The organism is Akkermansia massiliensis, assembly GCF_023516715.1.
GTDB lineage: Bacteria > Verrucomicrobiota > Verrucomicrobiia > Verrucomicrobiales > Akkermansiaceae > Akkermansia > Akkermansia massiliensis.
On record NZ_JAMGSI010000002.1, the window covers coordinates 16,356 to 31,343 of the forward strand.

General features: G+C 60.3%; 3 protein-coding genes. All 3 read right to left on the minus strand.

Annotated features, from left to right (window positions below; translation table 11 throughout):
* Nucleotides 1-2,622, minus strand: a complete 2,622-nt coding sequence (gene gyrA, locus M8N44_RS07815; protein ID WP_022397204.1) for a DNA gyrase subunit A — start codon at nucleotides 2,620-2,622, stop codon at nucleotides 1-3.
* Between the two features lie 23 nt (nucleotides 2,623-2,645).
* Nucleotides 2,646-5,204 (minus strand): DNA topoisomerase (ATP-hydrolyzing) subunit B, encoded by a 2,559-nt coding sequence (gene gyrB, locus M8N44_RS07820; RefSeq protein ID WP_102728388.1) that lies wholly within the window; start codon nucleotides 5,202-5,204, stop codon nucleotides 2,646-2,648.
* Between the two features lie 445 nt (nucleotides 5,205-5,649).
* On the minus strand, nucleotides 5,650-14,826 hold the full coding sequence (locus M8N44_RS07825; protein ID WP_215709430.1) for an autotransporter-associated beta strand repeat-containing protein: 9,177 nt from the start codon (nucleotides 14,824-14,826) through the stop codon (nucleotides 5,650-5,652).
* Nucleotides 14,827-14,988: the final 162 nt, after the last annotated feature.

Consider the following 14,988-nt stretch of genomic DNA (forward strand, 5'->3'; position numbering starts at 1 on the left):
TTATTCTTCCGCAGGGGCTTCCGCTTCACCGGAATCTTCCCCGGCCTCCGCGTCTTCCGCTCCCTCCGCACCTTCCTCGTCTTCATCATCCGGAATGACGATGGAGATGTCCTGGATGGCTTCGCCGTCGTTCAGCGTCATGAGCTTCACGCCCTGGGTGGCGCGGCCCGTTTCGCGCACGGTGGCTACCTTGATGCGGACGGACTGCCCCGCCGTGGTCATGAGCATCAGTTCATCCTCCTCGGAAACGACCGTGGCGGATACCACCTTCCCGGTCTTGTCCGTGCAGTTCATGGTCTTGATGCCGGTGCCGCCGCGGCCCTGCGTGCGGTATTCGTCAAAGGAGGTGCGCTTGCCAAGGCCGTTTTCAGAGGCCACCAGCAGGGTTTTCTGCGGGTCCACAATGGCAAGGGCCACCACGTAGTCTCCCTCGCGCGGACGGATGCCGCGCACGCCGATGGTGTTGCGGCCCTGGGTGCGGAGGGCTTCCTCCGGGAAGCGGATGCTCATGCCGTCATGCGTGACGAGCACGATTTCATTTTCTCCGGTGGTGAGTTCCGCGTTCACCAGGGTGTTGCCTTCCTCCAGGTTGATGGCGATGATGCCGGCCTTGCGGTAGTTGACAAAGTCGTTCAGGCTGGTTTTCTTCACCGTGCCGTCCTTCGTCGCGAAGACCACGTTGCCGCTGCCTTCCGCAAAGGTGATGTCATTGCCCTTTTCATCCACCCGGCGTTCCAGGCGCAGGATGGCGGCGATGGCTTCCTCCGGCTGGAGGTCCAGCAGGTTCTTGATGTTGCGGCCCTGCGCGCTGCGCGCGGCCTCGTCAATTTCATACACGCGGTCCACGTACACGCGCCCGGTGTTCGTGAAGAACATCAGGTAGTCGTGGTTCTGGGCGGCGAAGAGGTGCTCGATGAAGTCCGCCTCCGCATCCTTTCTGGCCCCCTTGGTGGTGGCGGCCTTCACGCCCTTGCCCCCACGGGCCTGCACGCGGTATTCCGCGGAGTTGGTGCGCTTGATGTAGCCGCTGTGCGTGATGGTGACGATCATCGTGTCGTTCGGGATCAGGTCTTCAATGGCCATGTCCCCGGAGAAGGGAATGATGCGCGTGACGCGCGGCGTGGCGTACTTGTCCTTGATGGCCATGAGTTCATCCTTCACGATTCCCAGCACGCGGGATTCGTTCGCCAGGATGTCCAGATAGTCCTTGATGCGGACCAGCAGTTCCGCGTATTCCCCGGAAATCTTGTCGTTTTCCAGAGCGGTGAGCTGGTACAGGCGCAGGTCCAGGATGGAGTTTACCTGGCGTTCCGTAAAGATGTAGCGGTCCCCCTGCACGGAGGCCTGGGAACGGATCAGGATGCCCAGGCTTTCCGCCGTCTGCGTGGAGAAGGTGTAGTTCTGGAGGCGTTCGCGGGCTTCCTCCCTGTTCTTGGAGTCGCGGATGATGGTGATGAAGTCATCCATGTGGTGAAGGGCCAGCAGGAAGGCTTCCAGGCGTTCGGCGTCCTTTTCCGCATCCCCCAGCAGGTAGCGCGTGCGGCGCACGACCACCTCGCGGCGGTGCTCGATGTAGAAGTTGATGGCGTCCAGCATCGCGAGCGTCTTGGGGCGGTTGTCGTGAATCGCCAGCATGTTCACCGCAAAGGAGGTTTCCATGGAGGTGAGCTTGTAAAGCTGGTTCATGACCACCTGCGGGCGGGCGTCCCGCTTGAGTTCGATTTCAATGCAGGTTTTCTCGTCGGAAAGGTCGCGGATGCCGGAAATGTCCGTCAGGATCTTGTCCTTGTACAGTTCCGCGATGCGTTCCTGGAGGGCGGCGCGGTTCACGCCGTACGGCACTTCACGGATGATGAGGAGGTCCTTGCCGGAGTCCGTCATTTCCATGTCTATCTTCCCGCGGATGCGCACGGAGCCGCGCCCGGTGCGGAAGTAGTTGTCAATGCCGGAAAAGCCCAGCACGTCGCCCCCGGTGGGGAAGTCCGGTCCCTTGATGTACTGGCGCAGTTCATCCACCGTCATGAGCGGGTTGTCAATCACGGCGCAGATGCCGTCCACCACTTCCCCCAGGTTGTGCGGGGGCATGTTGGTTGCCATCCCCACGGCAATGCCCGTGCCGCCGTTGACCAACAGGTTCGGGAAGGCGGAGGGAAACACGGTGGGTTCCGTGTGCTCGTTGTCGTACGTGGGAACAAAGTCCACGGTGTCCTTGTCCAGGTCCGCCATCAGGGCCACGCCCATGCCGGAGAGCTTGGCTTCCGTGTATCGGGCGGCGGCGGGGGGGTCCCCGTCCGGCGTGCCGAAGTTGCCCTGCCCGATGACGAGGATGTCCCGCATGGACCAGTCCTGCGCCATGTTCACCAGGGTGCCGTAAATGGCGGCGTCCCCGTGCGGGTGGTAGTTACCCATGGTGTCACCCACGATTTTGGAGCATTTGCGGGTCTTCCCGCCGGGGGACAGGTTCAGTTCCTTCATGGCGTACAGGATACGCCTCTGGGAGGGCTTGAGGCCGTCTCTCACGTCCGGCAGGGCGCGGGAGATGATGACGGACATGGAGTAGTCCAGGAAAGAAGTGGAGAGCTCACTGGCTACGTCCACCGGTTTGATTCTATTGTTTTCCATGGTTCTGGGAGAAAGTGTAGGAATTAAACGTCAAGGTTGCGGACGTTGAGCGCGTGGTCCACGATGTAGTTCTTGCGGGGCTCCACCACGTCCCCCATCAGGATGGTGAACATTTCATCAGCCCTGACGGCGTTGTCGTCATTCAGGATGACGCGGAGCAGCTCCCGCCGTTCCGGGTCCATCGTCGTCTTGAACAGGTCCTTGGCGTCCATTTCACCCAGACCCTTGAATCGCGTGATTTCCACGCCGCGCTTGCCGATGGAGATGACGGATTCCAGAATGTCCATTACGGAGAAGAGGGCCGTGGTCCGTTCCTTGTCTCCTTCCCCTTCCACCAGTTCAAACAGGGGCGTATCCATGGATACGAGCATGTTCCCGGGGATGCCGAGTTCAGCCAGGCGCGTCAGGGCGCGCGCAATAGCCTTGGCCTCATGCAGTTCATGGGTGATGGAGCGGCGGCTGGGCCCTTCCCGGTCCGGGAGGGGGTTTTCCAGCAGTTCCTCTTCCGTGGGCATGCCGAAGATGAAGAGGTCCCTGTTTTCCTCGGAAAAGGCAGTGAGGGCTTCCATGTCATGGAAGAAGAGGATTTCCTCTTCGTTGCCGCTGCGCACCTTCACCAGGAATTCGGGGAAATCGCCGTTAGCCTCCCGGTGGCTGAGCAGGTCTTCCAGGGAGCCGCCCTGCGCCTGCATGGATTCCGTGTAGCGCTGGAGGTTGACCAGCGTTTCCAGAATGGCAGAGAGCTCGTCCGGCGTAAAGGAACGGGAACCGTCCGCAAAGCGGAGGGTCACGTCATTGACGGCCAGTTCAATCAGTTTGCGGTTCAGGGCTACGTCATCCTGCACGTATTCCTCCTTTTTCCTGCGGATGATGCGGTACAGGGGCGCCTGCGCGATGTACAGGTACCCGGCGCGGACAAGCTGCGGCATGTGGCGGCAGAAGAAGGTGAGAAGCAGGGTGCGGATGTGGGCGCCGTCCACGTCGGCGTCAGTCATGATGATGATCTTGTGGTAGCGCACGCGGTCCAGCTTGAAGGAGGCTTCATCGTCCCCTTCCCCGATCCCGGCGCCGATGGCCGTGATCATGTTCTGAATTTCCTTGCTCCCCAGCGCTTTGTCCAGGCGGGCCTTTTCCACGTTCAGCACCTTCCCGCGCAGGGGCAGGATGGCCTGCGTGCGGCGGTCGCGCCCCATCTTGGCGGAGCCGCCGGCGGAGTCACCTTCCACAATGAACAGTTCGCACTTGGCGGGGTCCCGGTCGGAGCAGTCCGCCAGCTTGCCGGGAAGGCCGCCGATGGAGAGGGCGCTCTTGCGGACCGTTTCGCGCGCCTTGCGGGCGGCTTCACGGGCCCGGGCGGCCGTGATGCTCTTTTCGATGATCTTCTTGGCCATCGCCGGGTTTTCCTCAAAGTACGTCTTGATTTCCTCGTACACGACGTTGCCCACCACGCCTTCAATCTCCGTGTTCACCAGCTTGTCCTTCGTCTGGGAGGAGAAGCGCGGGTTGGGCATCTTGACGGAGATGACCGCCACCAAGCCTTCGCGCACGTCCTCCCCGCTCAGGGAGGGGTCCTTTTCCTTCAGCAGGCCGTTCGCCTTCGCGTAGCCGTTGATGACGCGCGTCAGGGCGCCGCGGAAACCGGAAAGGTGCGTTCCGCCGTCCCCGTTGTAAATGGAGTTGGCAAAGCAGAGGATGTTCGTTTCATACGTATTGTTGTACTGGAACACCACGTCCACCAGGACGTCATCCTCCATCTTCTTGCCGTCGTACTCCACTTCCACCTTCCGGACGCCGGAAATGGAGATGGGTTCCTCATTGATCAATTCCTTGTTCCGGCCCAGCTGGCGCACGAATTCCACAATGCCTTCCTTATAGAAGAAGGTTTCCCGGCGCACCGGGGCCTCCCGCTCGTCAATCAGCTCGATGACCAGGCCGGGGTTCAGGAAAGCCAGTTCGCGCAGGCGCGTCGTCAGGCGGTCAAATTTGAACTCCGTGGTATCCGTGAAAATGGTGGAGTCCGGGAAAAAAGTGATCGTGGTGCCCGTGATTTCACAGGCGCAGGCGCCCACCGCGCGGAGGGGCTCGATCGTCTTGCCGCGTTCAAACTTGATCTGGTAGCGCTTGCCGTCGCGGCGCACTTCCGCCCTGAACCAGTCGGACAGGGCATTCACGCACTTGGCGCCCACCCCGTGCAAACCGCCGGAGTACTTGTAGGCGCCCTGGCCGAACTTGCCGCCCGCGTGCAGATTGGTCAGCACCAGTTCCACGGCGGGGATGCCGAACTTCGGGTGGATATCCACCGGAATGCCGCGCCCGTTGTCCACAACGGAAATGGAGCCGTCCACATGGATCACAATGTCAATCTTGCTGCAATAGCCGGCCAGATGCTCGTCAATGGAGTTGTCCAGCACTTCAAATACGCAGTGGTGCAAGCCTCTTTCGTCAGGGTCCCCGATGTACATGCCGGGGCGCTTCCGCACGGCCTCCAGGCCCTCCAGTTTGTCAATCTGCGCGGCGCCGTATTCATGCTGCGCCGTCGTGGAAACGGTGGTTTCAACAACCTCGTTGGTATCTTCGGACATAACTGAAATATACTACGCTTATCTTAATTTTTTGCAAGACTAATGTTAGAAAACGCGTGCGCGCGCGTAGGGGCAACCCCCGCGAAAAGCCGCCGCAATCGCATAAAAAAGGCCCTATTCCACGCCTTCCGGATTTTTCTGACATCAGACAGCGGACGAGGGCGCGCAGGAGTATTCTGCGCCGTTTTATAGAATCGGAAGGGGCGTGCCGTGTGGAGGGCGGCGAGCGGCACGGGGAGAGTAGTGGACAAAATGGACTTGATGGACAGGATGGACACCATTTTCTTTTTTCCATTCTGTCCTTTCAGCCCACACGGCCTATTACTCCGGAGGACGCTATTTCCTTACACAAGCAGGGCCGCCCCGGACAATGCCGGAACGACCCTGCTGGTTTGGAGAGCAGAGCGTCTCCGCTCCACTCTCAACTCTCAAACTTCAACTCTCCTTAGAAGTCATACCGGTAGCCCACGCTCCCGTTCACCGAGTTGGCTCCGTCACGGAAGTCCGCGTTCCCGTTGATGAAGACCGTTCCCTGCGTTCCCACCGGCACGCTCAGCCCCGCTCCGATTTGCAGAGCCGTCATTCCCACCTTCGCTCCTCTGACTCTCTGCGTGAAGCCGGGGTTGCCCAGCAGCGCCACATTGGTTTCTCCGCGGCGGTCGCCCATGTCCTGGGCCGCGTTCACCCGGAACTCAGCCAGCGCTTCTCGACCGAAGATGTTGCTGCCAATGAGCCCCATCCACCGGCCGCCCAGCGCAACCGTTCCCGTCGTCCATTCCTGCTTGCCTACGTTCAGGCCCGCGTTCCCCGCTCCCGTTTCCGTGTAGCCGTCCATTCTCGTGGTTACTACCGAGGCGTTGGCCAGGGGCTGCAGGATGCTGCTCTTGTCTTCATTGAGGTACACGTCGTAGGTCAGTTCATACATCGCTCCAAAGCCCCACCCGCTGGTGTTGCCCTGCGTCCTGTAGCTGCCTTCCCCGTAGTTGACCGTGCGGTTGAGCTTCGCGTCGTTCCACCCTCCCGTCAGGATCAATGTGTGCGCCCAGCGCTTGCTCTGGTAGCGCCCGAAGAGGTTGGCGTAGTAGCTGTCCAGGTGGCCGTCCGCAGAGTCCGCCGCGCTGGCCGTCAGGTCGCCGTAGTTGGCCGTGAAGGCCGCTCCCATGGTAAAATGGTCGCTGAGGTCCACGTCCATGCCCACGGTGCCGCCCCAGGTGGTGAGCTGGTAGCCGCTTTCATCCCCCCTGGTGTCCAGCTTGGCATAGGAGCCCGTGCCTTCCATCCACATGTGGAAGTAGGGGAGGTCTTCGTTGACGTAGGCGGGGTTGACGCCCATGAGGGTGGTGCGGTTCCTGATCCATCCCATCTGGTCGCGCAGGGCGTCCTTCTGGGCCGTTCCCAGCGCGTTGACCGTGCTGCCCGCTACGGCTGCCATCACCCGCTTCGCTTCCGAGGGGTTGGAAGACGTCAGGGCTCCTACGGCGTCATCCACCTTCTTGAGGATGGAGTCTGCGGCCAGGTCCCCGGGCAGGTTCCAGAGAAGTTCCGCACCGGCCCTGGAATTGACCGTATCCGCAAGACGGGCGTATTTATTGTCCTTGGATGCCGTAGCCACCAGAACGAGGTTGCCGTTTTCCATCACCAGGTACGCATCGTTTTCAAATTTCTTGAAGGCGGAGGAGGAGGGATCCAGCAGGATAGCCAGCCTGTCGCTTCCACCCAGGTCGATGGTTCCATCAGCATGCATGAGCGTGTAGCTGCCGTCCGCGCCCAGCGTCAGTTCATTCTTGCCGGTAGAGCTGAGGGTTATTTCCGCTCCCTGGCTGATGCTGATATTCCCGGTCACGCTGATGATGGGTCCGGCGTAGTCCGTGTTGAAGGTGAGGTTCGTGCTGGACCCGTCGCCCAGCGTCAGGCTGCTGAGGGTAAGAGCCGTATTGGCTCTCGGGTCTTCTACCGTGCCGCCCATCTTGATATTGAGGCGTCCCGTGTTGTTGATGGCCCAGTTGCTGCCGGCGGCGGTGATGACGTTTTCAAGCGTCTGCCCCGCATTGCCGGAGATGTTGAGCTGCCCACGGCCTTCCAGCGTGCCGCTGAAGACGGAACCGCTGCCCGAATTGCCGGTATTGACGGCCAGAGCGCCGCCATTGCTCTTCAAGGTTCCCTGGCCGCTGATTCCGGCAACGGTGTTGCCGGTGGTTGAACCAAGGTCAAGCGTTCCCGTGGAATCGCCGTTCTTTACCAGGTCCAGCAGTACGCCGCCCTGGAGGGAAGCCGTTCCGGAAAGGGCAAGCGTATCATGAAGGGCAAGCGTGCCGCTGCCCTGGATGGTGCTGGCGGAAAGGCTGCTGGCATCGTTAATGGTGAGGGTGGCTCCGCTGCCGATGTTCAGGTCCGCGCCTTCGCCGCTGTCCGTCAGGTCTCCCATGACGGTATTACGGTTGACATCCAGAACCACGCCTTCCGCCGTGCCTGCCAGCACCACATGGTTGAAGCTGCTGCCATCACCGTTCAGGGTGAGCGTGCCGCCTTCCATGCGGAGGGTGTCCGTCACAAAGGAGCCGTTGACCGTGAGCTTGCCCGCGTTCTGCTTGATGAAGGTGACCCCGTTTTCCCCAACGATGCTGCCGCCCATGATGGAGTCCGCCCCGGCATAATCGTCCGGTGCGGGCAGCCCCGTTTCCAGGCGTTCGTTGTTGAGGATGACAACGGCGTTGCCTCCGTCCGCATTGGTGTTTTCCACCTTCAGCGTGCTTCCCGTTGCGCCCAGCAGGTTGTTGATGACCGCGCCGTCGCCGTCGGTATCTCCGGGAGCTCCCGCCAACTGGACGGTGAGCGTCTTGTCCTGGGCGATCACCACGCCGGCGTACATGCCCAGCGTGCCGTAGTTCGTAACCGTATCGGGATCGGAGGAGGCGGTGCCGTCCACCATGTAAAGGCCGCTGACCTGTCCGCTGAGGACCAGGCTGCCGCCGTCAGTGCCCGTGACGCGGATGCCGTAGTTGGAAAGGATCTTGCTGAACTGGATGTCGCCCAGATTGGCGCATTCCAGCGTTCCGGTCGTGAGCGTCAGCCAGCTTTCCACCCCGGCGTCCTTGTGGGCGACGAGGGTGTTCACAATGGCGTCAATATCCAGATTGACCGTGGCGGAATCATTGATGACAAGCTTGCCGTCTCCCTGGTCAATGATGGCCGTACCGGCCGCTCCCTGGTTGACGTTGTCCGCGCCCAGGGTAAGGTTCAGCGTTTCCGTAGCTCCCGCACCCACCGTAATGTCTCCGGAGACGTTGGTGAGCTTGCCTCCGGCAGCCAGGGTGATGCCTTTCAGCATGTCGCCATTGGTGCCCCCCAGGTTGATGGCGGCGGCGGAGTCCACCACGATGCCCGCGGTGGCGCCTTCTCCCCGCGTCATGGCGGAGGTCAGTGATCCGTTAACGATTTTCAGCGTTCCCGCTCCGTTCAGCACGGTGCCGGCCCACTGGCCGGCCTTGTCCGCCGTGCCAAGCTGGACCACGGCGTCGGCATTCGTGATGCCGAGGGCTCCCGTAGCGGTATTGGCCTGATCCAGGATCAGGGTGCCCGTGCCTGCATGCGTCAGGTTGGAGTTGCCCTGCACCAGCGCATTCAGCACCAGTTCCGCGTTATTGTAATTGACGTTGTATTGTGCGGCCAGCCCGGCGTCCGCAGACCCCGTGTTGCCCGCCAGGATGGCGCCGTCTCCAAAGATGGCATTCCCCGCACCCGTGACGCTCGCGCCGCCGTTGCCGAAGTTCCAGACCTGGCGGCTGTTGTTGGCGGAGGTTTCATCGGTGGACAGGGTTCCCGTGAAGTCCTTGAGGGAGCCCGTGAGGATATTGGTCATCCGCACGTTCGTGGACATGCCCCATGCGCCTGAACCGGAAAGATTACCGGAGAAGGTGTACGTGGCGCCGGAAGAACCGTTCTGCACCGTGCCGTGGGTTGCGCCGATTTCAAAGTTGGCCGCCGTCGTGCCCGCGGAGAAATGGAAGCCCTTGCCGTCGATGAAAATGGTGCCGCCTCCCAGCGTATTCCCCGCGCCGAAAGCCGCCCAGTTGGCATTGGTACTCATATTTTCCCCGTTTCCGAGCAGTTCCAGACGGCCGGTGAAATTGGTATTGCCCGTATTGGAGATGTTGACCTGTCCCGCGGCATCCGCCGTCCCAATGGTGATGGTGCCCGCGCCGTTAAGCTGGGCGTGCAGGTTGACGGTTCCGCCGGAGAGGGCCAGAGAGGCGCCTTCACTTACGCGGACGATGGTGGCGTTATTGGGGTTCACGCCGATGGTCGCTCCGCCCGTGAAGGCAAGCGTTCCCTCTTCCACGGTGAGGTGGGCCAGGGTATTCCCGGAGTATCCCAGCGCCAGCGTGCCGTCCCCCGTCTTGGTCAGCGTGGTGCCCGCGCCCATGACGTCAGCCGTCAGTCCGGCCCAGGAGACAGTGTCCCCTGCCCCGATTACGGAAACGTTCAGGGCGCCTCCGTCTCCAACCTTGACGCGGCTGGAAACGTCATATCCCGTCACGTCCCTACCGGCGGCGGAGTCCGCATAAGCCAGCGTACCGCCGTTAAAGGTAATGTCACCCGCCGTACCCAGCGCGTCGTCCGCTCCGATGGTAAGAGTGCCTCCGTTGAGCACTGTGCCACCGGTGTAGGTATTCGCCAGGTTCAGGGTGACGTTGGCCGTGCCGTTCACGGTGAGCGTAGTGGGGGCAACGGAGTCCGCAATATAACCCGCGTTGTCCGGATCACTGACCAGCGTGTAAGTACCGCTGTTGAAGACGACGCTCTTGGGAGTCACGGTACCGGAGACCTTCACTTCACCCGCTTCCGCAGCGGAGAAATAGATTTCCTGGTCGTTCAGCGTGTCCACGCCCGTCAGCTTGGTGGTCCAGCCGTCAATGCTGGTGTTGATCCACTTGCGGTCCGTTCCGCCGTCCCAGACAAAACCGTTGTCTCCGCTGACGTCCACGACTTTCAGCACGAGCTGGTTGTTTTCCACCACGACGGAGTATTCAAAGCCTTCCCGGGTGATGTCCGGCGTCCAGGTGAAGGAATCCGTGGTCAGGCTGCCCGCCGCAGCCCACTGGGCCAGGACGTAGTCGGATGCTTCCAGTTCACCATAGTTGTTGATGGTCAGCGTGCAGTTGGCATCCGTCAGAGCCAGGGCCCCTGCCTGGATATTGATGATCGGGCCGTTTGCCACGACTCCAGTCATGTCAAAGGTCAGCGTAGCGCCGCTGTTCAGCGTCAGGGCGGAGGCCGTGGTCATTTTGGCGCCCGCGCCCATGGAGATGCTGCCCAGGGTCATGGCGTTCGCATTCGTGAATGCCAGCGTGCCGGCCTGGACGTTCGTCAAGCCCGTGTAGGTATTCTGTCCGGAGAGGGTCAGCGTGCCGGAACCGACTTTCGTCAAACCGCCGGCGCCGGAAAGGACGCCCCCGAGGGTGATGTTGGTGGAAGACTGGTCATTGTATGATTTGGTTCCCGCATCGTATTGGCGGGTATCAACCGTCACGTTGCCGGCAAGATTCATGTTATAGGCGGAGGACCAGCCTTCCGCCGCCGTCGTTCCCAGGGTCCCGGAATTCATGTTCAGGACAATCGTATTGGTATTGCCGGACGCAGTCATGCCTCCCGCTCCGAGAAGCAGGGAACCGCCATTCAGATTAATGGTGGCGCCCTTGGCGGCGGCTCCGGCCCAATTCTGCCCCAGATCCAGCGTCTGAGCCAGGACCATGCCGCCTTGTTCAATGTTCATGACCCCCTTCCCGTCACGGGAAATCCGCAGGGTGCCGGTAATGTTCATGAAAGCATCCTTCTTGACAGTGAGCGTCGTCGTCCCGTTGTATTCATTACGGCCGATGAAACTTCCAGCCGTCAGGGAAGCGCCGGAATCCAGCGTCCAGGAAGCAGCCGCATTCGCACCCGCCATCAAAGTATAGCTTCCCGTTATATTGACATCACCCTGTAAAACCGTTGTGCCGGCAGCAGATATCAGAGAACCGGCGCCGGTGATCGTGTTTCCGTAAGTTCCGGCGGAAAGCGTCAGGGTAGTTCCCGCGCCCACATCATATTTGACGCCAGTCAGCGCGGCCGTCGTCGTGCCGGAGGCATTCCCGCTCAGCTTCAGCGTACCCGTGGAATTGGCATTCAGGCGCGTGCCCAAGCCGTTCCACGTGCCCGTGGTCAGCTCCAGAATGGAATTGCCCTGGAGGAGAACCGTGCTTGTGCCCAGCGCGCCGGCATTGCCGACGACGAGCTTGCTGCCGTTATACAATACGGTGTTTCCGCTATAGGAGTTGGCATTGTTGATGGTCAGGGAAGCTCCGTCCAGCAGATTCAGCGTCGTATCCCCGGTAATGGAGCCGTCACCAGCAAAAATGAAATCCGTGCCGGAAACATTAATTTTACCCGGAGCAACATTCCCGACGATCGTTACAGTCTTGTTCACGTCCGCACCATCGGAGAAGTACACGGTCTGTCCATCGGCGTAAGCCGTGGGAGTGCCGTCAAGGTCCCAGGCGGTATTGGAGGTGTCCGTGTTCCAGTTGCCGCTCTTCCATCTCAGCAAGCCGTCCTTGTCGGACAGGGAGACGTACAGCGTATCATCGCTGACGGTGAATGTAGCCTTGTAAAGTTCAGCCGCGGAGCCGCCGAGCGTGAACATGGACGTATCCGTCATGCCCGTTCCGTGCAGGAGGGCATATTCCGTATTGGCGGTGACGGAGGAAAGGCCTATCTGGAGAGCCGTAGCGCCGGTGCCCGCCACTGAATTGACGGTTAATGCCGCGGTATCCGTACTCAGGGCTCCAAAGCTCAGGGAGCCTCCGTTCAGGGTCAGAGCAGCCGCCAAAGTAGCGGTGCCCCCGTCAAGATTGATGGTTCCCAGCGTAGAGCCGGCATCCAGGGAATAACCGTCTGCGGAAGTCACGGCTACGGTCAGGCCGCCGTTGATAAGAAGGGTCCCCTGCCCGATGACGCTGGAGTCCTTCACGGTCAGCGCGCCTTCCCTCAATTCCACCGTGCCGGTGAAACCAGGAACGGCGGCGGTTTCACCTTCCGCGGGAACCGGCACCTTGGCAGCTCCATTGAGCACCAGGGTGCCGGCGCCGATCTTCGTGAGCTTGCCGCTGCCGGTCAGGCCGGTATTAAAGGTAATGGTTCTTCCGGTTGTCTTGTCCCCGGCGTCCAGGGTATCCACATAACTTCCGTTGGAAGCCGCCAGCGTGATATAGGAGGGAGTGAACTCGTTATTGTAGGTCACGGACCAGTTGGCCGTGGCTCCCAGCGTTCCCATGCCGAGCGTAATTTCACTGCCGCTGGCAAAGTTAACGATGTTGCCGCCAAAGTTGACGCGGGCCGTTCCGGCCGTTGCGCTTCCCAACTGGAATCTCCCGCGGAATACTCCATTGCCATTGGCCCAGAAGTCCAGGCCGCCCAGGTTGGCCGTGCCGCTGGAAGCAAGGAAGGTCCCCGTTCCGCTGTACCCGAGGTTCAGCGCAGCGGAGCCGGTAAGAAGCCCCCCGTTAAGAGTAAGGGTGCTGCCGTTGTCCACGATAAAGCTGCGGCCGGTTCCGTGGTCGCTGTTGGTGCCCGTGACATTCAACTCGGCGCCGGTGTTGATGGAAAGGGTCCCGTTCTTGAGGAGCCGCACGTTCGTAGCGTTGACGACGGAACCGGAGTTGACCTGAATGGAACTGCTCGCCCAGTTGCTCGACATGCTGAGGGTTCCGATGGTGGCCTGCGAATTGGTGAGGGTGAAGCCCCCGATGCAGTAATTGACGGCCAAGCCGCCCAGGTTAACCGTATTGTTCAGGAAGGTTACACGGGGACCGTAACCGCCGGAAGCCTGGTCCAGCTGCATGGTTCCTGCATAGTCAACGTTGCCGGAGATATTCAGGTTGAGGTTTTCACTGCGGCGGAAGGTGATTGAACTATCCTGGGTGACGCCCGCTCCTCCTACGATGTCGGAGGCGATCGTGACCGTATCCGCGGCATTGTGGTTCATCAGGACGTACATGCCGCCTTCAACGACGATGCGGTCCGAAGGACGAATCGTTCCCGCTCCGGGGCGAATGATGAAATTGGCGCCGTTGCCGATATGCAGGGTTGCTCCGTTGAGCGTGTCCGCCGCAGGCTGGCTGGCCGTATTGGCGGCGTAATTGCCATATACGGTGATGTCCTTCAGCGTGGATCCAGGAGAAAGGGTGACGCTCCCGTCCGTATTGCCGAGCCAGACGGAAAGGGAGGAGTTCGTCCCGCCCATGACGGTGGAGGAGAAGGACTCCATGAGATGCGTGGCGTCTCCCAGCGTCAGGGAAGCGTTGTTCCCCAGCGTGAAGGTATTGCCCGTGCCGAAGGTGATGGAAGAAGCGATCGCTGCGGTCTTCCCTTCGGAAACGAGGAGGCCCGCATTATTGCCGAGCGTGAAGGTTCCCCCCGTAATGGCGGCGTCCCCAAGCGTAAGCGTCGCCTGGCTGCCGAGGGAAAGGGCTTCCGCCTGAAGGGAATCCCCGGCTCCCATGTTCAAGGTGTAGTTCGTCCCGTCCTGGAACGTTACGGTACCGGCGATAATGTTGCCGGTCAACGCAATGGTTTTAACCCCTTCCGCAGCCGTGAAAATAACGGAGTCATTGTTCAGGAAGGAAGTATCCGTCTTGCCTCCATCTCCACTCTTGTACCAGCCCGTTCCAGTGTTGCTCCAGGTACCGGTAGTGGAATTCCAGACAAGCGTTTCCATATTGTAGCCTGTTCCCTGATACTGCACGGACATGCCGGAACCGTTGGAGACAAGCACGAAATTGCCGGCTCCCAGCTGGTCGGCGGAATCGACTCTCGTCAATGCCTCATAGGTGTCCTCCCCGGTTTGCTTCCAAATAAGAAGGGAATCCAGGGAAGCCCCCAGATCAGCCCCGGTGGACATGAAATAGCGGGTCAGCAGGGCATCGTCCACCAGCTCGCGGTTGGTAACCGTCAGCGCTTCCATGGCGCCCGCAACCACTACCTCTACATTCCACGTCCGGTCATTCTTGGTCACTGTAGTGGTATTTGACAGGTTGATCATCCCGTCAAGCCCGATGTGCCAGTAGTGGCTGCCGGAACCGGTACCGTTGTCAAAGTTGAGATTGCCTCCCGGAGTGGTCAGGTTCAGCGTGCCGTCCACATAAATATTAGCGTGCCCCTCTGCCTCCATGCTCTTGATCTGGTTGCTGAAGGTGGTGGAAAGAGTGGATCCGGCGCCTACGTAAACACTGCCGCCCCATTGTCCCAGGCTAACGGACACATTGCTGTTCCCCGTCACGGAGATGCCGCCGCCATCCGAAGTGTTGGGAGGAGTGCCCGTAACCGTAACGTCTACATCATTAAAAATCAAATGCGGGCCCTTATTCTCCTGGCGGGAGGGGGCGGCGTCCCCTTCCCAGTTGCCCGCCGTATCTACGGCATCGCCTCCCCCTGCCCCCGTCCACGTAAAATCAGGACCGCCAAACGCGGGAGCCTGCCAGAAATCCGCCGATGTGGCGGCATGGGAGTAAGAGTAAAAACCGGAGAAGGAAACCAGGGATGCAAGAAGGGCGGAACGCAAAGAAGGGGGGAGATGAAGTCTCATATTGTATCAATGATATTATGACCAGTAATACCCGGATTTATAATCCGTTGGCAAGCCTATTTTCGTTAATGACTCTTCTTAAGCAAATCATGAAGGGGAATAAAACAGGCTTCTTTAAACTATCTCTCCATCCATTTCAAAAATTATTAATGCAATACTTTT